Consider the following 20,454-nt stretch of genomic DNA (forward strand, 5'->3'; position numbering starts at 1 on the left):
GTGAAAAGAAAGAACGATGGAATTTTCTTTAAAAAGATTATATGATAGTAACTAAAGTAGTCTAGCTCACTTTCACCATTTATGAAGGGGGAAACGAGATGTCAATTGAAATTAAAACGAAGTATGGTCAAATTGATATTAGTACAGATGTAATTGCAACAATTGCTGGAGGTGCCGCAGTAGATTGCTACGGTATCGTAGGTATGGCATCAAAAAATCAATTAAAAGATGGTTTAACAGACATTTTACGAAAAGAAAATTTCACTAGAGGTGTTATTGTTCGTAAAGATGAAGATGAAGTACATATTGATATGTATATTATTGTGAGCTATGGTACGAAAATTTCAGAAGTAGCACATAACGTGCAGACGAAAGTGAAATATACATTAGATCAAACTGTAGGACTAGCAGTAGATTCTGTAAACATCTACGTACAAGGTGTTAAAGTAATAAACTTGTAATGTGCATTAAGGAGGAAAATCTGTGTCAATTCAAAAAATTGATGGGAAACGTTTATCACAAATGATCATGCAAGGAGCGAATAATTTAACAAATAATGTTCAGCTTGTTGATGCATTAAACGTATTTCCAGTTCCAGATGGCGATACCGGTACAAACATGAACTTATCGATGACTTCAGGCGCACGTGAAGTGAAAGAAAACCCTTCACAGCACGCTGGTAAAGTCGGTGTAAGTTTAGCCAAAGGATTATTAATGGGAGCTCGTGGTAACTCTGGTGTTATTTTATCTCAGTTATTCCGTGGTTTCTCTAAATCCATTGAACAAAAAGAAGAATTAACAACAGTTGATTTTGCTGCAGCTTTAGATGCTGGGGTAGAAGCGGCTTACAAAGCGGTTATGAAACCGATTGAAGGAACGATTTTAACGGTTGCAAGAGAAACGGGTAAATATGCAGTGACAGTTGCGAAAAAACAGCGCGACTTTGTTTTGTTTATGGAAGACGTTGTGAAAGAAGCGAATGCATCGTTAAATCGTACGCCAGATTTATTACCTGTATTAAAACAAGTTGGCGTTGTAGATAGCGGTGGTAAAGGTCTTGTTGTTGTATATGAAGGATTTTTAGCTGACTTAAAAGGAGAAACGATTTCTTCTAATGTATCTGCCCAACCATCTATGAATGACATGGTACGCGCAGAACATCACCGTAGTGTACAAAGCCAATTGAGTACAGAAGATATAAAGTATGGATATTGTACGGAATTCATGGTGAAATTAGAGCCTGAAAAAATGAAGGAACATAATTTCTCTGAACAAAAATTCCGTGAAGATATTAGTGTATACGGAGATTCACTACTTGTTGTATCAGATGATGAGGTTGTTAAGGTTCATATTCATGCGGAACATCCTGGAGATCCTATGAATTATGGACAACGCTATGGTAGTTTAATTAAGATTAAAGTAGAAAATATGCGTGAACAGCATACAGCTTTATTAGATGAGCCTGCTATGATGCCTGAGCCGACTAGCCAGTCTAAAGAGAAACAACCGTATGGTATCGTAACTGTAGCTATGGGATCTGGTATCAAAACTTTATTTGAGAGCATTGGCGCGACGAAAGTAATCGAAGGTGGCCAAACGATGAATCCAAGTACGGAGGATATTGTGAAGGCGATTGAAGAAGCGAACGCTGAAAAAATCATTATTTTACCGAACAACGGAAATATCGTGATGGCAGCAGAACAAGCAGCGTCAGTTGTTGATCAAGAAGTGATTGTTATTCGTTCAAAAACAGTTCCTCAAGGTATGGCTGCAATGTTAGCATTTAATCCAGTTGGAACGTTAGAAGAGAATGAAGAAAACATGAAAGAAGCTTTATCTCATGTGAAAACCGGTCAAATTACGTATGCTGTACGTGATACGGAAATTGATGGTGTAGCAATTCAAAAAGATGATTTCATGTGTATTGCAGATGGAAAAATCGTATCAACAAATGCTGCAAAAGTAGGAGCTGCGAAGCAATTACTAGAAGCACTTATTGATGAAGATTCTGAAATTGTAACGATTCTACAAGGTGAAGATGCAACTGACGAAGAAGTAGCTGAGTTAGTTGAATTTGTAGAAGAGAATTTTGAAGATGCAGAAGTAGAAGTACATGCTGGAAACCAACCGGTGTATTCGTTCATCTTCTCTGTAGAATAAGCAAAAATTCATTTTGAAGATAAATGGATTACTTACTTGCTAATGGATAAGAAGTAATAATATGAAGTTTATTACTAGTTTTTATTCAAAAGGCTAGCATATTGAAGATAAAAAAGAGCCTTGCTGCTAATAGTGAGGCTCTTTTCTTTCGTGTTGCTTATGAGGGATTTGAGTAGTTTCTCTTAGAATGCCTATGATAGAATATATAGGGTGAAAGAGAGCGATTACAGATGTCCATCATGTTAATGGATAATGAATCAAAGAAAATAATGTGACGGAGCGTGAGAATCTTGAATGAAGTTGTACAAGTTCCTGTTACGGATGTAAAGGGAATCGGAGGAGAAACATCTGAATTACTACACGAGATGGGAATTTATACAGTTTCTCATCTATTAGAACATTTTCCGTACCGTTATGAAGATTATGCGATGAAAGATCTTGCTGAAGTAAAGCATGATGAACGTGTAACAGTTGAGGGGAAAGTTCATAGTGCTCCTTTGCTGCAATATTATGGGAAGAAGAAGTCTCGTCTTACGGTTCGTGTCCTCGTCGGTCGTTATTTAATTACAGCTGTATGTTTTAATAGGCCGTACTATAAGCAGAAGTTAAGTTTGGATGAAACGGTAACGATTACTGGTAAATGGGATCAGCACCGTCAAACGATTGCGGTATCAGAGCTTCATTTTGGACCGGTTGTACGTCAACAAGAAGTAGAGCCTGTATACTCAGTAAAAGGGAAACTTACAGTAAAACAGATGCGCCGTTTTATTGCACAAGCGTTAAAGGAGTATGGAGATTCTATAGTCGAAGTGTTACCAGATGGATTGCTAAGTCGATATAAATTATTGCCGCGTTATGAAGCGCTTCGGGCGTTGCATTTTCCAGCAGGGCAGGAAGATTTAAAACAAGCACGTCGCCGTTTTGTATATGAGGAGTTTTTCTTATTTCAGCTGAAAATGCAAACGTTACGAAAAATGGAGAGGGAAAATTCGAAAGGGACGAAAAAAGAAATTCCTTTAGCAGAATTGCAAGAGTTTATCGATGCACTTCCGTTTCCGTTAACTGGCGCGCAACGCCGGGTTGTAGATGAAATTATGAAAGATATGACATCTCCATATCGGATGAATCGTCTGTTGCAAGGTGATGTAGGTTCTGGGAAAACAGTCGTTGCAGCGATTGGCCTTTATGCAGCGAAATTAGCACATTATCAAGGTGCTTTAATGGTTCCTACAGAAATTTTAGCAGAACAACATTATCAATCGCTCGCAGAGACGTTCTCGCACTTTGGTATGCAGGTTGAATTGTTAACAAGTTCTGTTAAAGGTGTAAGACGTCGAGAGATTTTGGCGAAATTAGAACAAGGGGAAATAGATATCCTTGTCGGAACACATGCTTTAATTCAAGATGAAGTTATCTTTCATAGGTTAGGTCTCGTTATTACTGATGAACAACATCGATTTGGTGTAGCGCAGCGACGAGTTTTAAGGGAGAAAGGTGAAAGTCCAGACGTATTATTTATGACGGCGACCCCAATTCCACGTACGTTAGCAATTACTGCATTTGGAGAGATGGATGTCTCTATAATCGATGAGATGCCAGCTGGTAGAAAGGTAATTGAAACATACTGGGCAAAACATGATATGTTAGACCGGGTTCTCGGTTTTGTGGAGAAGGAGATAAAAAAAGGAAGACAAGCATATGTAATTTGTCCCCTTATTGAAGAATCTGAGAAACTTGATGTACAAAATGCTATCGACTTACATAGTATGCTGACTCATCATTATCAAGGGAAATGCCAAGTCGGATTAATGCATGGAAGACTATCATCTCAAGAAAAAGAAGAGATAATGGGACAATTTAGTGAAAATAAAGTGCAAATTCTTGTGTCGACAACAGTTGTTGAAGTAGGTGTGAACGTACCGAATGCGACTGTAATGGTTATTTATGACGCGGAGCGTTTCGGTTTATCACAGCTCCATCAGCTTAGGGGGCGTGTTGGACGTGGTAGTGAACAATCATATTGTTTATTAATCGCGGATCCGAAATCGGAAACAGGAAAAGAGCGAATGCGTATTATGACCGAAACGAATGATGGATTTGTATTGTCAGAAAAAGATTTAGAGTTAAGAGGTCCTGGAGATTTCTTTGGAAGTAAGCAAAGTGGTTTACCAGAATTCAAGGTTGCTGATATGGTACATGATTATCGAGCGTTAGAAACAGCGAGACAAGACGCGGCGTTACTAGTAGATTCAGAAGCGTTTTGGCATAATGATCAGTATGCTGCGCTACGTACGTATCTTGACGGGACAGGTGTGTTCCAGGGAGAGAAGCTCGATTAAAGAGAGGCAACAAAAGTTTTTGTTGCATTCTACTTTTAATGATTATATACTACTGTTAGTACCTAGTCATAAAAAACGGATGGTGCGGTATGAAAAAAAGAAGAAGTAAAAAAGAAAGACAAGAATTATTACAACAAACAATAGAAACGAATCCTTTTATTACGGATGAAGATTTAGCAGAAAAATTTCAAGTGAGTATACAAACCGTACGTCTTGATCGTATGGAATTATCTATTCCTGAATTAAGAGAAAGAATTAAACATGTAGCTACAAAGCAACATGAAGAAGATGTGAAATCTTTACCGTTAGAAGAGGTTGTCGGCGAAATTATCGATATAGAATTAGATAGACATGCGATTTCTATCTTTGAAGTGAAGGTAGAACACGTATTTAAAAGAAATCAAATTGCCCGTGGGCATCATTTGTTTGCACAAGCAAACTCACTAGCTGTTGCGGTTATTGATGAAGAATTAGCTTTAACTGCAAAGTCTACCATTCGATACATTCGTCCTGTAAAATTAGGGGAGCGTGTTGTTGCAAAAGCGCGCGTTGAAGATGTAGAGAATGATAAAGGACGGACCGTTGTCAAAGTGCGTAGCTTTGTTGGAGAAGAACTTGTTTTTACAGGCACTTTTGAAATGTATCGATCTAGTAATTATAGTGAGGAAGGTAACAATTTATGAAAATCGCAATAGATGCAATGGGCGGCGATCATGCTCCGAAGGCTGTCGTATTAGGAGCAATGAAAGCTATTAAAGAATATTCTGATTTACATATTACATTAGTAGGGAAAGAAGAGGAAATTCGTCAATACTTAACGAATGAAGAACGAATTACTATACTTCATACAGATGAAAAAATCGAATCGACAGATGAACCAGTAAGAGCGGTTCGTCGAAAAAAACAAGCTTCAATGGTACTCGCAGCGCAGCAAGTGAAAGACGGCGTTGCGGATGCTTGTATATCAGCTGGTAGTACAGGAGCTTTAATGGCGGCTGGATTGTTTATTGTAGGTCGTATGGAAGGAATTGAGCGACCGGCTTTATCCCCTACAATGCCAACTGTTGATGGAGAAGGTTTTGTTATGTTAGATGTTGGAGCGAACGTTGATGCAAAACCAATTCATTTATATCAATATGCAGTAATGGGATCTGTATACGCTGAGAAAGTAAGAGGAATTAAAAATCCTCGCGTTGGACTTTTAAATGTTGGAACAGAGGATGGTAAAGGAAACGAGCTTTCAAAACAAGTCTTTGCAATGCTTAAGGATGCCCCAATTCATTTCGTTGGGAACGTTGAATCAAGAGATTTATTGCAAGGTGTAGCAGATGTTGTTGTATGTGATGGTTTTACAGGGAATGTAGCGCTGAAATCATTAGAAGGAACAGCACTTGCATTATTCTCTATGTTAAAAGAGCAGTTAATGAGTTCGTTTACGAGCAAATTAGCAGCAGCGGTATTAAAGCCAAAACTTATGGTATTAAAAGATAAAATGGACTATTCGGAGTATGGGGGAGCGGCATTATTTGGATTGAAAGCTCCTGTCATTAAGGCTCACGGTTCTTCTAATGACCAATCAATATTTAGTGCGATTCGTCAAACGAGAGAAATGGTAGCGAAAGAAGTTATTCCTACTATTTCAAGCGTAATGGAGAAAGAGCCACTCCAATAAGAGGAGGATTTGAAATGGGAAAACTAGCATTTCTTTTTCCGGGCCAAGGTTCACAGGCAGTTGGAATGGGTAAACAGTTAGCAGAGAATAATAAAGAGGTTGCAAATGTGTTTGCAAAAGCAGATGAGGTGTTGCAAGATTCACTTTCAGAAGTGATTTTTGAAGGGCCGCAGGAAAAGCTTACGTTAACGACAAATGCGCAGCCTGCTTTATTAACAACGAGTTTTGCTCTTTTGACAGCTTTAAAAGAGTATGATATTACACCAGACTTTGTTGCAGGGCATAGTTTAGGTGAATATAGCGCTCTTGTAGCAGCGGGTGCATTAACTTTTGAAGACGCTGTATATGCTGTAAGGAAACGTGGGGAATATATGGAAGAAGCTGTTCCTGGCGGAGAAGGAGCAATGGCGGCTATTTTAGGTGCTGATCCACATATGCTGAAACAAGTTACAGAAGAAGTAACAAGTGAAGGATATGCAGTACAAATTGCTAATATGAATAGTGTGAAGCAAATTGTGATTTCTGGAACAAAGCAAGGAGTAGAGATTGCCTCTCAAAGAGCGAAAGAAAATGGTGCAAAGAGAGCAATTCCGCTTAAGGTAAGTGGACCGTTCCACTCTTCGCTTATGAAGCCAGCAGCGGAGAAATTCCAAAGTGTCCTAAATGAAATTACAATTCAAGATACGAATATTCCTGTTATCGCAAATGTAACAGCAGACGTTATTACAAGTGGTGCAGATATTCAAGAAAAGCTAATCGAACAGCTCTATTCGCCTGTCTTATGGTACCCATCCATTGAATACATGGTGAGTCAAGGGGTAGATACATTTATTGAGATTGGACCTGGGAAAGTACTTGCTGGACTTATGAAGTCGATTGATTCATCAGTGAAAGCATATGCGATATACGATGAAGAGACGTTAAAAGATACCATTTCAAATTTGAGAGGAGAAAACTGATGTTAAAAGGGAAAGTAGCATTAGTAACTGGCGCTTCACGTGGGATTGGTCGTGCGATTGCGATTGATTTAGCGAAACAAGGGGCAAGTGTTGTAGTAAATTATGCTGGTAATGAGCAAAAGGCAAATGAAGTAGTTGATGAAATAAAGAAATTAGGCTCGGATGCAATTGCAGTAAGAGCAGATGTTGCAAATGCTGAAGACGTTACAAATATGGTGAAACAAACTGTAGATGCATTTGGACAAGTTGATATTCTTGTGAATAATGCAGGTGTAACAAAAGATAATTTATTAATGCGTATGAAAGAAGAAGAATGGGATACAGTTATTAATACAAACTTAAAAGGTGTATTCTTATGTACGAAGGCAGTATCTCGATATATGATGCGTCAACGTCATGGACGTATTATTAATATCGCTTCTGTTGTGGGAGTAACAGGTAATCCAGGACAAGCAAACTATGTTGCTGCTAAAGCGGGTGTAATTGGATTAACAAAAACATCAGCAAAAGAGTTAGCAAGCCGTAACATTACTGTAAATGCAATTGCCCCTGGGTTTATTGCGACAGATATGACTGACGTATTAGATGAAAATATAAAAGCTGAAATGTTAAAATTAATTCCTGCAGCACAGTTTGGTGAAGCGCAAGATATCGCAAATGCTGTAACGTTTTTTGCTTCTGATCAAAGCAAATATGTTACAGGTCAAACGTTAAATGTTGATGGCGGTATGGTAATGTAATAAAAGAATCGATTTCAACTAGTTTTTTTGGACAATATTTAATATAATATTTGAGGGGAGGTGAATGGAATGGCAGATGTTTTAGAGCGTGTAACAAAAATCATCGTTGATCGTTTAGGAGTAGAAGAAACTGAAGTAGTACCAGCTGCAAGCTTCAAGGAAGATTTAGGAGCAGACTCCCTAGATGTAGTAGAACTTGTAATGCAATTAGAAGACGAATTCGAAATGGAAATTTCTGATGAAGATGCTGAAAAGATTGCTACTGTTGGCGATGCTGTGACTTACATAGAGAGTCATCTATAATGCTTGAGCGAAGTCCCGTTTTTTAGCGGGGCTTCTCGGCTTATATCTGGAGGGACCTATGCCGTACCGAAAATATAGAGAAAAAAAATACGAAACAAAATATCGTGAAGCATTTAAAGTATTTCAAGAAAAGATAGGTATTACGTTTACAGATGAAAAATTATTGATTCAAGCATTTACGCATTCATCGTATGTGAATGAGCATCGAAAAAAACCACATGAAGATAATGAGCGTCTCGAATTTCTTGGAGATGCAGTATTGGAACTTACTGTATCACAGTATCTGTTTCAAAAATATCCGACAATGAGCGAAGGAGAGTTAACAAAACTACGTGCAGCTATTGTATGTGAACCATCTCTTGTTCGTTTTGCAAACGAGTTGTCATTTGGTAACCTTGTTTTATTAGGAAAAGGTGAGGAAATGACAGGTGGACGTGAACGACCAGCTTTATTAGCGGATGTCTTTGAAGCGTTTATTGGTGCCCTTTATCTTGATCAAGGGCTAGAGACAGTATGGGAATTCTTAAAAGAAATTGTATACCCTAAAATTAATGAAGGTGCTTTTTCTCATGTGATGGATTATAAGAGTCAATTACAAGAATTGATTCAGCGTGATGGTAGTGGCAATATTGAGTATCAAATTTTGCAAGAAAAAGGCCCAGCTCACAATCGAGAATTTGTGTCACGTGTTACGTTAAATAACGTGGCTTTAGGTCTTGGTAGTGGCAAGTCGAAAAAAGAAGCAGAGCAACAAGCTGCTGCAGAAGCGTTGAAAAAGTTAAAAGAACAACTATAAGGAATCCCCCTTTGAATGAGGGGGATTCCTTGTGCATAGAATGAAACTTTCCTTTCGCTTGTAAATGAAAGGAAAGGAAATCCGTATAATAGCTTGTTTTTGTATAAACAAGCTATTATAGCAACGGAGAATAGGAGGAAGGCCTTTCGTGTTTTTAAAAAGATTAGAAATAGCGGGATTTAAGTCTTTTGCTGAGCGTGTATCTGTTGACTTTGTCCCAGGTGTAACGTCTGTAGTAGGACCTAATGGAAGCGGGAAAAGTAATATTACTGATGCCATTCGCTGGGTACTGGGTGAACAATCTGCAAAATCATTACGTGGTGCAAAGATGGAAGATATTATTTTTGCAGGCAGTGATACGAGAAGAGCAGTTAATGTTGCTGAAGTAACAATAACTTTAAATAATGAGGATCAACGTTTACCGATTGAATATAATGAGGTGTGTGTAACGCGTCGTGTATCTCGTTCTGGTGATAGTGATTTTTATATTAATAAACAATCATGTAGATTGAAAGATATTATTGATTTATTTATGGACTCTGGTATGGGAAGAGAAGCTTTTTCGATTATTAGCCAAGGGAAAGTTGAAGAGATTTTAAGTAGTAAATCAGAAGAACGTCGTGGTGTATTTGAAGAAGCTGCGGGAGTGCTGAAATACAAACTTCGTAAAAAGAAAGCTGAAGGAAAATTAGCAGACACACAAGAAAACTTAAATCGTGTACAAGATATCATTCACGAATTAAGTAGTCAAGTAGAACCTTTGGAAAGACAAGCTTCTATTGCGAAAGATTATCTCGAGAAAAAAGAAGAATTAGAAAAAGTAGAAGCGGCGCTTATTGTACATGAAATTGAAGAATTACATGAGAAATGGGAAGCGCTTCGAAATCAGTTTGGGCATAATAAAAACGAAGAAGCAAAAATGTCAACGCATTTACAAAAAGGTGAAGAAGAGCTAGAGGAATTACGAGGACAATTACAAGCAGTAGATGAGTCTGTAGATTCCTTACAAGAAGTACTTCTTCTCTCTAGTAAAGAGCTAGAAAAGTTAGAAGGACAGCGTGAGTTATTAAAAGAGAGAAAACAAAATGCAACGACGCATTGTGCACAACTCGAACAGTTAATTGTTGAATTAACAGAGAAAGCTACAAGTTATGATGGCGAAATTGAATCAGGTACAGAAGTGTTGATGCAATTTGTAAATCAAGTAAAAGAGTTGGAGACAAAATTGCATGATAATGAGCAATTGCTTGCAACTTTTGCTGACAATTTAGAGGAACAAATTGAGAATTTAAAAGGTGACTATATTGAACTTTTAAATCAACAAGCTAGTCATCGCAATGAGTTATCTATGATTGAAGAACAATCTAAACAACAAAGCTCTAAAAATGAACGCCTTGATGAAGAAAATGCGAAATATGTAGAAATTCGTATGGAAATTACAGCGAAAAAGACGAAGCTTGTGGAAAGTTATGAACAAGTGAAAGAAAAAGTAGCTGGTATCCTTTCGAATATACAAAAGACCGAAGTGGCACTTGGGAAATGCAAGACGCAGTATAGCGAAAATGAAACAAAACTGTATCAAGCGTATCAATTTGTACAACAGGCACGTTCTCGAAAAGAAATGCTAGAAGAGATGCAAGAAGATTACTCTGGTTTCTATCAAGGAGTACGTGAAGTATTAAAAGCTAGAGAAAATAGTTTGCAAGGTATTGAGGGTGCTGTTGCAGAACTGCTAACGGTGCCGAAAGAATATGAAATTGCAATGGAAATTGCTCTAGGTGCAGCGATGCAGCATATTGTCGTACAAAAAGAAGAACATGCTCGTAATGCAATTGCGTTTTTAAAACAAAATAAACATGGACGAGCAACGTTTTTACCGCAAGCTGTAATTAAAAGTAGATCGTTATCATTTGAACAATTACGTATTGTAAATCAACATCCATCGTTTGTAGGTGTGGCGGCAGAACTTGTACAATATAACAATAAATATGAAAATGTAGTTTCGAATTTATTAGGTACTGTTATTGTCGCGAAAGATTTACGCGGGGCGAATGAGTTGGCGAAACAACTGCAATACCGTTATCGCATTGTAACAATCGAAGGTGATGTAGTGAACCCTGGCGGTTCTATGACAGGTGGAGCGGTAAAACAGGCGAAATCTTCTTTATTAGGACGTCAACGTGAACTAGAAGAGTGGACGAACAAGTTAACTGATATGGAAGAAAAAACAACGAAGTTGGAAAACTTTGTTAAAGCAGTAAAGCAAGAGATTCAAGAAAAAGAAGTGCAAATACGTGAACTAAGGCAAAGTGTAGAAACAGAGCGTGTAGATGAACAGAAATTAAGAGAAGAAATTAATCGCTTAGAATTAGAGGAACATCGTATTAATGATCGATTATCTATTTACGATTTAGAGATTGAAGGATTCTTACAAGATCAAGTGAAGATACAAGGGCGTAAAGAAGAGCTAGAAAAGATTTTAGCAAATCTTCAAGCGGAGATTACGGAATTAGATAATAAAATTGTCGCTTTAACAAAACAAAAAAGTGAGCAACATTCTTCGAAAGAAAAAGTTCAAAAAGAAATGACTGAGTTAAAAGTGTTGGCAGCTGAAAAGCAACAACGCTTATCTAATCAAAAAGAAAAAGTTGAACGATTGACGAAGGAAAAAGAAGAAACGGATGCAACGCTTGTCAAAACGAAAGAGGATTTAGCATTCTTAAAACAAGAAATGACATCGAATTCAAGTGGTGAAGAACAAATTACAAATATGATTGAGAAGAAAGCATATGATCGTAATCAAACTTCAGAGTTAATCCGCTCTCGTCGTGAACAACGAGTATCGTTACAAGAGAGAGTAGAACATTTAGAGCGTAATCTGAAAGAAACAACAGGTAAACATAAATACATTCTTGAGATGTTGAAAGATCAAGAAGTAAAAATAAACCGACTTGATGTAGAGTTGGAAAATAGATTACAACATTTACGTGAAACATATACGATTTCATTTGAAGCAGCAAAACTGAAGTATACAATGATGATGCCTGCCGAGGATGCGCGTAAAAAGGTGAAACTAATTAAACTATCCATTGAAGAGCTAGGCACAGTGAATTTAGGAGCAATTGATGAGTATGAGCGTGTAGCAGAGCGTCATACATTCTTACTAGAGCAAAAGGATGATCTAGAAGAAGCGAAAACGACATTGCACCAACTTATTACCGAAATGGATGAAGAAATGAAAAAACGCTTCTCTACTACGTTTGAAGGAATTCGAATGGAGTTTCAATCGGTATTCTCTGAATTATTTGGAGGCGGTAGAGCGGATTTAGTCATGACGAATCCAGAGGACTTATTAAATACGGGTATTGATATTGTAGCGCAACCGCCAGGGAAGAAACTGCAAAACTTAGGTTTACTTTCAGGTGGAGAGCGTGCTTTAACAGCGATTGCGCTGTTATTTGGTATTTTAAAAGTGCGCCCAGTCCCATTCTGTGTACTAGATGAGGTAGAGGCAGCTCTTGATGAGGCGAATGTTGCCCGCTTTGCGCAGTATTTAAAGAAATTTAGTGATGAGACACAGTTTATTGTAATTACACATAGAAAAGGTACAATGGAAGAGTCTGACGTATTGTACGGTGTAACAATGCAAGAGTCAGGGGTATCTAAACTTGTTTCTGTTCGTTTAGATGATGGAGAAGAACTAGTTGCAAGTAAATAGGAAGGATGGGACAGTATGAGCTTTTTTAAAAAATTAAAAGAAAAAATTTCTAAACAAACAGATACGGTAACAGAGAAATTTAAAAACGGGTTAGAAAAAACGAGAAATTCGTTTGCAGATAAAGTAAATGATTTAGTTTATCGTTATCGTAAAGTAGATGAAGATTTCTTTGAGGAATTAGAAGAAATTTTAATTGGTGCAGATGTCGGCGTTTCGACGGTAATGGAATTAATTGATCAATTGAAAGAAGAAGTCCAACGTCGTAATATCCAAGATCCAAGAGAAGTACAGGCTGTTATTTCAGAAAAATTAGTAGGGATTTACAAAGGTGACAGCGAGTTTAGCAACGAAATTAATATGCAAGAGGATCAATTAACAGTTGTTTTATTTGTCGGTGTTAACGGAGTAGGGAAAACGACGACAATTGGTAAACTAGCACATAAATTCAAATCAGAAGGTAAGTCTGTCCTATTGGCGGCAGGAGACACATTCCGTGCTGGAGCGATTGAACAATTAGAAGTATGGGGCGATCGCGTTGGTGTAGAAGTGATTAAACAAGGATCAGGATCTGATCCAGCGGCGGTTATGTATGACGCTGTACAAGCTGCGAAAGCACGTAAAGTAGATGTATTACTATGTGATACAGCAGGACGTTTGCAAAATAAAGTGAACTTAATGAAAGAGTTAGAGAAAGTGAAGCGTGTAATTGAGCGCGAAGTACCAGGAGCTCCTCATGAAGTATTACTTGTTATTGATGCAACAACAGGACAAAACGGTCTAAGTCAAGCAAAAACATTCCGCGAAGCAACGAATGTTACTGGTATTGTTTTAACGAAGTTAGATGGTACTGCTAAAGGTGGTATTGTATTAGCGATTCGAAATGAAATGGATGTACCGGTGAAATTCGTTGGATTAGGGGAGCAAATGGATGATCTGCAACAGTTTGATCCAGAACAGTATGTGTATGGTTTATTTGCGAACTTAGTAGAAACAGAAGAAGTATAAGTGAAAGAAGCGGTATTTTCCGCTTCTTTTTCTATAAAAATATGTGATGTTAAGAAAAAAACTTGACACTCTTTTGTACTCCATGTAAACTAATTCATGTAAAGGGAAATCACTTAACAAAGGATGATCCAACATGCTCGAAAAAACAACGAGAATGAACTATTTATTTGATTTTTATCAATCGTTGTTAACGCAAAAACAAAGAAGTTATATGTCGCTTTATTATCTAGATGATTTATCTCTTGGTGAAATTGCGGAAGAATTTGATGTAAGTCGCCAAGCCGTGTATGATAACATTAAACGGACTGAAGCGATGCTTGAAGAATATGAAGATAAATTAGTATTACTTCAAAAGTTTCAAGAGCGACAGCGACTTGTTGCAAAGCTAAAACAGCTAATCAGCGAAGAAGAGCATGTGAATGAAGAAATGAAACAAGTTGTTGAAGCTATCGAAAAATTAGATTAGGAGGGCGGCAATATGGCATTTGAAGGATTAGCCGACCGACTTCAACAGACAATGCAAAAAATCCGCGGCAAAGGAAAAGTTTCTGAAGCCGATGTGAAAGAAATGATGAGAGAAGTTCGTCTAGCTCTTTTAGAAGCGGACGTTAACTTTAAAGTAGTAAAAGATTTTGTAAAGCGTGTGTCTGAACGTGCTGTCGGACAAGATGTAATGAAAAGTTTGACACCTGGACAACAAGTAATTAAAGTTGTACAGGAAGAACTTACAGAACTTATGGGCGGAGAGCAAAGCAAAATTGCTGTTGCTAATAAGCCACCGACTGTTATTATGATGGTTGGTCTGCAAGGTGCAGGTAAAACAACGACGACAGGTAAGCTTGCGAATTTGCTTCGTAAAAAGCATAATCGTAAACCGATGCTTGTTGCAGCGGATATTTACCGTCCAGCAGCGATTAAACAGCTTGAAACATTAGGGAAGCAATTGGACATGCCTGTATTCTCTTTAGGAGATCAAGTAAGTCCTGTTGAAATTGCGAAACAAGCGATTGCAAAAGCAAAAGAAGATCATCACGATTATGTTTTAATCGATACAGCAGGTCGCCTGCATATTGATGAAGAACTAATGGATGAATTAGCGAAAGTGAAAGAAGTTGCGAAACCGGATGAAATTTTCCTTGTTGTCGATGCGATGACGGGGCAAGACGCGGTAAATGTTGCGCAAAGTTTCCATGAACAGTTAGGTTTAACAGGTGTTGTGTTAACGAAATTAGATGGTGATACGCGCGGTGGTGCTGCATTATCTATTAAGGCTGTAACAAATACACCGATTAAATTTGCTGGTATGGGTGAAAAACTAGATGCAATTGAAGCGTTTCATCCAGAGCGTATGGCATCCCGTATTTTAGGGATGGGAGACGTCTTAACATTAATTGAAAAAGCACAAGCTACAGTTGATGAAGAGAAAGCAAAAGAACTTGAGCAAAAAATGCGTACGCTTTCGTTTACGCTTGACGATTTCCTAGAACAACTTGGACAAGTGCGTCAACTTGGACCGCTTGATGAATTGTTAGGAATGCTTCCTGGTGCAAATAAAATTAAAGGGCTAAAAAATGCGCAAGTTGATGAAAAACAAATTGGGCATATTGAGGCAATTATTCGTTCTATGACTAAATTAGAGCGAGAACAACCGGAAATAATCAATGCTAGTCGCAAAAAACGCATTGCCAAAGGTAGCGGTACAACGGTACAAGAAATCAATCGTTTAATCAAGCAATTTGATGATATGAAAAAGATGATGAAAACGATGACTGGAATGCAAAAAGGTAAGAAAAAAGGACTAGGTGGATTGAAGTTTCCATTCATGTAAGGAAAAAAGATGGCTCTGTTAAGAAAAAATACTTTACAAAGCAATAGTCTTTTTGCTAATATAATTATCTGTGTGAAATAAATTCGGAGGTGCTTTATAAATGGCAGTTAAAATTCGTTTAAAACGTATGGGAGCTAAAAAAACTCCTTTCTATCGTGTAGTTGTTGCAGATTCTCGTTCTCCTCGTGACGGACGTTTCATTGAGGAAATCGGTACTTACAATCCGGTTGCTCAACCAGCTGAAGTTAAGATCAACGAAGAAGCAGCATTAAAATGGTTAGGAAATGGTGCTAAACCATCTGATACAGTTCGTAACTTATTCTCTAACCAAGGTATCATGGAGAAATTCCACTTATCTAAACAAGGTAAGTAATTGAGGCAATGACTATGAAGAAGTTAGTCGAGACGATTGTCAAGCCTCTTGTCGATCATCCTGAAGATGTAAAAGTTACACAGGAACTTTACAACGGAGAGATAAAGTATCGATTAACTGTACATCCTGAGGATGTTGGAAAAGTCATTGGAAAGCAAGGGAAAGTTGCGAAAGCAATTCGAATGCTCTTGTATTCAGTGGGACATCATAATGATGAAAAAGTAACACTGGAAATTCAATAAACGTAAAAAGGGCGAGGAGTTATTTCCTCTCCCTTTTTTAACATTTAAAGAGAAGTTGCATGTTCCATATGTGAAATGGAGATGCTTAATTTATATAGAAACCAGGGGTGACATACTGTTTATGACAAAATGGTTTAATGTAGGGAAAATTGTAAATACTCATGGCGTAAGAGGAGAAATTCGTGTTATTTCTCGTACTGATTTTCCAGAAGAGCGATATAAAGTAGGAAACACTTTATACATATCGAATGAGAAAAGTACAGACTACCTTCCGGTGAAAGTAACTTCTCATCGTCAACATAAGACATTTGATTTATTAACATTTGAAGGATACAACAATGTTGATGAAGCAGAGAAATTTAAAGGTTCTTTAATAAAAGTACCAGAAGAGCAGTTAGGCGAACTAGCTGAAGGCGAATACTATTACCATGAAATTATTGGTTGTAGCGTTGTAACGGAAGAAGGAGAAGCGTTAGGAACAATAAAAGAAATTTTATCTCCTGGTGCAAATGATGTTTGGGTAATTAAACGTCCAAAAGGTCAAGATCTGTTAATTCCTTATATTGATGATGTTGTACTTCAAGTTAACATTGAGAATAAATTAGTAACCATTCATGTAATGGAAGGGCTGCTATAATGAAAATTGACATTTTAACATTGTTTCCAGATATGTTTACGGGTGTGTTTGGATCTTCAATTTTAAAGAAAGCACAAGAAAAAGAAGCAGTAGAGCTTCGTGTTGTCAATTTCCGTGATTATACAACAAGTAAGCATAATAGCGTAGATGATTATCCATATGGTGGTGGCGCTGGGATGGTATTAACCCCTCAGCCTATCTTTGATGCAGTGGAAGAGTTAACGAAGGAAACAGCCCGTAAACCGAGAGTTGTCTTAATGTGTCCACAAGGAGAACGTTTTACGCAGAAGAAGGCAGAAGAGCTTGCTGAAGAAGAGCATGTTATTTTTGTATGTGGTCATTATGAAGGGTACGATGAACGAATTCGTGAGCATCTCGTAACAGATGAAATTTCTATTGGTGACTACGTATTAACGGGCGGAGAGTTAGCCTCTATGGTTATTACTGATAGTGTCGTACGTCTCCTGCCAGGAGTACTAGGAAATCATGCTTCACAAGTCGAGGATTCGTTTAGTACAGGTTTATTAGAGCATCCTCATTATACACGTCCAGCTGATTTTCGTGGTATGAAGGTACCGGATGTACTAATGTCAGGAAATCATAAAAATATTGATGAATGGCGACACAAAGAATCACTACGTCGTACGTACACGCGTAGACCGGATTTACTGGAAGAACGAGAATTGTCTAAGCAAGAAGAGAAATGGCTAGAACAGATTAAAGAAGACAAGTAAGGGCTTGATATATTTTCTATTGCAACAGTCCTAGCAATATGCTATTATAACACTTGTGCTACTGAAATCAGTGGCCGTATTAACGATGTTCCGCTGTAATTTATTAAGACTTTATAAGAGCATCTGTTTAAAGGAGAGAATTTAATATGCAACAATTAATCGCAGAAATTACAAAAGGCCAATTAAAAACTGACCTTCCTTCATTCCGTCCTGGAGACACTTTACGTGTACACGTAAAAGTAGTTGAGGGAACTCGTGAAAGAATTCAGCTTTTCGAAGGTGTTGTAATTAAACGTCGTGGTGGCGGAATCAGTGAAACATTCACAGTTCGTAAGATTTCTTACGGTGTAGGTGTTGAGCGTACATTCCCAGTTCACACGCCAAGAATCGCGAAAATCGAAGTACTTCGCCGTGGTAAAGTACGTCGTGCTAAGTTATACTACTTACGTAACCTTCGCGGTAAAAAAGCACGTATTAAAGAAATTCGATAAGACATGTATGGGAGCTTGTAAATACACAAGCTCCCTTTTTCCAATCTATATAAAATTTTGATATAATACGAGCAGCTTACATAATCGTGGAGGGGAAATGCATGAAGAAAGAAAAGAGTTCACTTTGGGAATGGATCAAAGCAATTTTGATTGCTGTTGTATTAGCGGGTGTTATTAGACAGTTTTTCTTTGCGCCAATTCTCGTAGATGGAGTATCGATGGCATCTACTTTACATGATCGCGATCGAATGATTGTCAATAAAATTGGTTATCACATAGGAGATCCGAAACGATTTGATATTATCGTATTCCGAGCAACGGAAGATAAAGATTATATTAAGCGTATTATCGGCCTACCAGGCGATGAAATAGAGTACCGTAATGATAAGCTATATGTTAACGGAAAGGCTTATGAGGAGCCGTATTTAGACAAGCAGAAAAAACAAATTGCTGACGGACCGCTTACATATGATTTTACTCTTGAAGAAATGACAGGGAAGAAAACTGTTCCAGAAGGTCAATTATTTGTTTTAGGCGATAATCGTCGTTTTAGTAAAGATAGCCGTTCGATTGGTACCATTTCAATGGACCAAGTGATTGGAAAAGCAAATATACTATATTGGCCGTTAAAAGATGCTCGTATTGTGAAATAAAAGAAAAAGAAGGTGGCAACATGGTAATTCAGTGGTTCCCGGGACATATGGCAAAGGCTAGACGCCAAGTAACAGAAAAATTAAAGTTAATTGATGTTGTAATTGAGCTTGTAGATGCTCGATTACCTTTATCTTCTCGAAATCCAATGATCGATGAGATTATTACACATAAACCGAGGCTTGTTGTTTTAAATAAAGCGGATATGGCAGATGATCGTTTAACAAAGCAATGGATCGCATATTTTAAAGAAAAAGGCCATATGGCAATTTCAATTAACGCACAAGCTGGCCAAGGTATGAAGGAAATTGCAGCCGCTTGTAAAGTGTTGGTGAAAGAGAAATTTGATAAAATGGTTGCGAAAGGTATTAGACCGAGGGCGATTCGTGCATTAATTGTAGGTATACCGAATGTTGGTAAATCTACGTTAATTAATAAGTTGGCGAAGAAAAATATTGCTAAAACAGGAGATCGTCCTGGTGTGACAACAGCCCAACAATGGATTAAAGTTGGAAAAGAAATGGAACTGTTAGATACACCTGGTATTTTATGGCCTAAATTTGAAGATCAACTAGTGGGTCTTCGTTTAGCAACAACGGGCGCAATTAAAGATTCAATTTTAAATTTACAAGATGTTGCTGTTTACGCTTTACGTTTTATGGAGAAACATTATCCAGAACGTTTGAAAGAGCGATATAATTTAAATGAGATTCCAGAAGATATTGTGGAGTTATTTGATGCAATTGGAAAAAATAGAGGCTGTTTAATGGGCGGCGGAATGATTGATTATGATAAAACATCTGAGCTTGTCCTTCGTGAGCTTCGTGGTGGAAAACTTGGGAAAATGACGTTTGAAACACCAGAAGAGTTTGCAGAGCAGACAGAAGATGTAGAAAAAGTAGAAGAAGTATAAGACGTGCGTTTGTACGTCTTTTCTTTTTTGTATATAAAGGGAGTGGCATGAATGCAAAAAGTGACTATTCAAGAAGCGGAACGTTTACTGCAAGAAATTATGAGTGAAGAAGATGACCGCTTTCAAATATTAATGAAAGATGAGCGAAAAGGGGTACAAAAGCTTATTTTGAAGTGGCATAAACAAAAAGAGTTAGCGCAGAAAGAAAAAGAAAAGTTTTTCGAAATGTCCAAGTACGAGATTGCATTACGTGAAAAAGGGCTCACATATATTGCAGGTATAGATGAAGTAGGGCGTGGGCCGCTAGCTGGGCCTGTCGTGACGGCGGCTGTTGTCCTTCCGGAAGATTGTTATATTCCAGGGTTAAATGACTCGAAAAAGCTGAGTGAGGCGAAGCGAGAGCGTTTTTATGATGAAATCAAAGCACAAGCAATTGCAATTGGAGTTGGAATTGTATCACCACAAGTTATTGATGAAATAAATATTTATCAAGCGACGAAACAAGCAATGTTAGATGCTGTTGCGAATTTATCTTGTGCACCAGAATATTTATTAATTGATGCGATGAAACTTCCTACACCAATTCCACAAACATCCATTATTAAAGGTGATGCGAAAAGTATTTCTATTTCAGCTGCATCCATTGTTGCGAAAGTAACGAGAGATCGTATGATGAAAGAGCTTGGAGAAAAGTATCCTGCATATGGATTTGAACAACATATGGGATATGGAACAAAACAACATTTAGAAGCGATTGAAGCGCATGGAGTATTAGAAGAACATCGGAAATCGTTTGCGCCAATTAAAGATATGATTCAAAAATAAGCTGTGTTTTCATAGCTTATTTTTTATTTTGACATATAAACATTACTATTTTCCAAAAAGAATAAAGC

At 37.6% G+C, this 20,454-nt stretch carries 21 protein-coding genes; all 21 read left to right on the plus strand.

From position 1 onward, the window contains the following. Positions 1-98: 98 nt before the first annotated feature. The 21 genes from QCI44_RS08355 (at position 99) to QCI44_RS08455 (ending at position 20,386) form a co-directional block, all read left to right on the plus strand. Entirely contained in the window at positions 99-461 is a 363-nt protein-coding gene (locus QCI44_RS08355) for an Asp23/Gls24 family envelope stress response protein (RefSeq protein WP_000021109.1), read from the plus strand. A 22-nt stretch (positions 462-483) separates the two neighbouring features. Continuing rightward, positions 484-2,160: a DAK2 domain-containing protein gene (locus QCI44_RS08360; RefSeq protein ID WP_016086593.1), complete on the plus strand. Its 1,677-nt coding sequence runs from the start codon at positions 484-486 to the stop codon at positions 2,158-2,160. A 290-nt stretch (positions 2,161-2,450) separates the two neighbouring features. After that, positions 2,451-4,499 carry an ATP-dependent DNA helicase RecG gene (gene recG / locus QCI44_RS08365; RefSeq protein WP_016086594.1) on the plus strand — a complete coding sequence of 683 codons (2,049 nt, stop codon included), beginning with the start codon at positions 2,451-2,453 and terminating at the stop codon, positions 4,497-4,499. 89 nt (positions 4,500-4,588) lie between these two features. Further along, the gene (fapR, locus tag QCI44_RS08370; RefSeq protein WP_000747352.1) at positions 4,589-5,182 is read left to right on the plus strand and encodes a transcription factor FapR; all 594 of its coding nucleotides are present in this window, start codon (positions 4,589-4,591) and stop codon (positions 5,180-5,182) included. Continuing rightward, positions 5,179-6,171, plus strand: a complete 993-nt coding sequence (plsX, locus tag QCI44_RS08375; protein ID WP_016086595.1) for a phosphate acyltransferase PlsX — start codon at positions 5,179-5,181, stop codon at positions 6,169-6,171. The genes fapR and plsX overlap by 4 nt, the downstream gene beginning before the upstream one ends. A gap of 14 nt (positions 6,172-6,185) precedes the next feature. Further along, positions 6,186-7,130 carry an ACP S-malonyltransferase gene (gene fabD, locus QCI44_RS08380; protein WP_016086596.1) on the plus strand — a complete coding sequence of 315 codons (945 nt, stop codon included), beginning with the start codon at positions 6,186-6,188 and terminating at the stop codon, positions 7,128-7,130. Further along, entirely contained in the window at positions 7,130-7,870 is a 741-nt protein-coding gene (fabG, locus tag QCI44_RS08385) for a 3-oxoacyl-[acyl-carrier-protein] reductase (protein ID WP_016086597.1), read from the plus strand. Before fabD ends, fabG begins: the two co-directional genes overlap by 1 nt. 69 nt (positions 7,871-7,939) lie before the next feature. Beyond that, positions 7,940-8,173 carry an acyl carrier protein gene (gene acpP, locus QCI44_RS08390; RefSeq protein ID WP_000786062.1) on the plus strand — a complete coding sequence of 78 codons (234 nt, stop codon included), beginning with the start codon at positions 7,940-7,942 and terminating at the stop codon, positions 8,171-8,173. 58 nt (positions 8,174-8,231) lie between these two features. Then, the gene (rncS, locus tag QCI44_RS08395) at positions 8,232-8,969 is read left to right on the plus strand and encodes a ribonuclease III (protein ID WP_016086598.1); all 738 of its coding nucleotides are present in this window, start codon (positions 8,232-8,234) and stop codon (positions 8,967-8,969) included. A gap of 148 nt (positions 8,970-9,117) precedes the next feature. Beyond that, entirely contained in the window at positions 9,118-12,687 is a 3,570-nt protein-coding gene (gene smc / locus QCI44_RS08400) for a chromosome segregation protein SMC (RefSeq protein WP_016086599.1), read from the plus strand. A gap of 15 nt (positions 12,688-12,702) precedes the next feature. Then, a complete protein-coding gene (gene ftsY / locus QCI44_RS08405) occupies positions 12,703-13,692 on the plus strand; it encodes a signal recognition particle-docking protein FtsY (protein WP_016086600.1) in 990 nt (329 codons plus the stop codon). Between the two features lie 133 nt (positions 13,693-13,825). After that, on the plus strand, positions 13,826-14,158 hold the full coding sequence (locus QCI44_RS08410) for a putative DNA-binding protein (protein WP_000891061.1): 333 nt from the start codon (positions 13,826-13,828) through the stop codon (positions 14,156-14,158). 12 nt (positions 14,159-14,170) lie between these two features. Then, positions 14,171-15,520, plus strand: a complete 1,350-nt coding sequence (ffh, locus tag QCI44_RS08415) for a signal recognition particle protein (RefSeq protein WP_000863460.1) — start codon at positions 14,171-14,173, stop codon at positions 15,518-15,520. Positions 15,521-15,620: 100 nt separating this feature from the next. Next, a complete protein-coding gene (gene rpsP, locus QCI44_RS08420) occupies positions 15,621-15,893 on the plus strand; it encodes a 30S ribosomal protein S16 (protein ID WP_000268750.1) in 273 nt (90 codons plus the stop codon). A gap of 14 nt (positions 15,894-15,907) precedes the next feature. Continuing rightward, entirely contained in the window at positions 15,908-16,135 is a 228-nt protein-coding gene (locus QCI44_RS08425; RefSeq protein ID WP_000737397.1) for a KH domain-containing protein, read from the plus strand. Between the two features lie 121 nt (positions 16,136-16,256). Further along, a complete protein-coding gene (gene rimM, locus QCI44_RS08430; protein ID WP_000170282.1) occupies positions 16,257-16,772 on the plus strand; it encodes a ribosome maturation factor RimM in 516 nt (171 codons plus the stop codon). After that, positions 16,772-17,506: a tRNA (guanosine(37)-N1)-methyltransferase TrmD gene (gene trmD / locus QCI44_RS08435; RefSeq protein WP_016086601.1), complete on the plus strand. Its 735-nt coding sequence runs from the start codon at positions 16,772-16,774 to the stop codon at positions 17,504-17,506. Before rimM ends, trmD begins: the two co-directional genes overlap by 1 nt. A 146-nt stretch (positions 17,507-17,652) precedes the next feature. Beyond that, the gene (gene rplS, locus QCI44_RS08440) at positions 17,653-17,997 is read left to right on the plus strand and encodes a 50S ribosomal protein L19 (RefSeq protein ID WP_001186516.1); all 345 of its coding nucleotides are present in this window, start codon (positions 17,653-17,655) and stop codon (positions 17,995-17,997) included. Positions 17,998-18,098: 101 nt separating this feature from the next. Beyond that, positions 18,099-18,650, plus strand: coding sequence for a signal peptidase I (gene lepB / locus QCI44_RS08445; protein ID WP_000711857.1), 552 nt, complete (start codon positions 18,099-18,101; stop codon positions 18,648-18,650). A gap of 20 nt (positions 18,651-18,670) precedes the next feature. Further along, positions 18,671-19,561 carry a ribosome biogenesis GTPase YlqF gene (gene ylqF, locus QCI44_RS08450; RefSeq protein WP_016135245.1) on the plus strand — a complete coding sequence of 297 codons (891 nt, stop codon included), beginning with the start codon at positions 18,671-18,673 and terminating at the stop codon, positions 19,559-19,561. 51 nt (positions 19,562-19,612) lie between these two features. Then, positions 19,613-20,386 (plus strand): ribonuclease HII, encoded by a 774-nt coding sequence (locus QCI44_RS08455; RefSeq protein WP_016086603.1) that lies wholly within the window; start codon positions 19,613-19,615, stop codon positions 20,384-20,386. Positions 20,387-20,454 lie beyond the last annotated feature (68 nt).

This window comes from Bacillus cereus group sp. RP37 (assembly GCF_040459695.1).
GTDB lineage: Bacteria > Bacillota > Bacilli > Bacillales > Bacillaceae_G > Bacillus_A.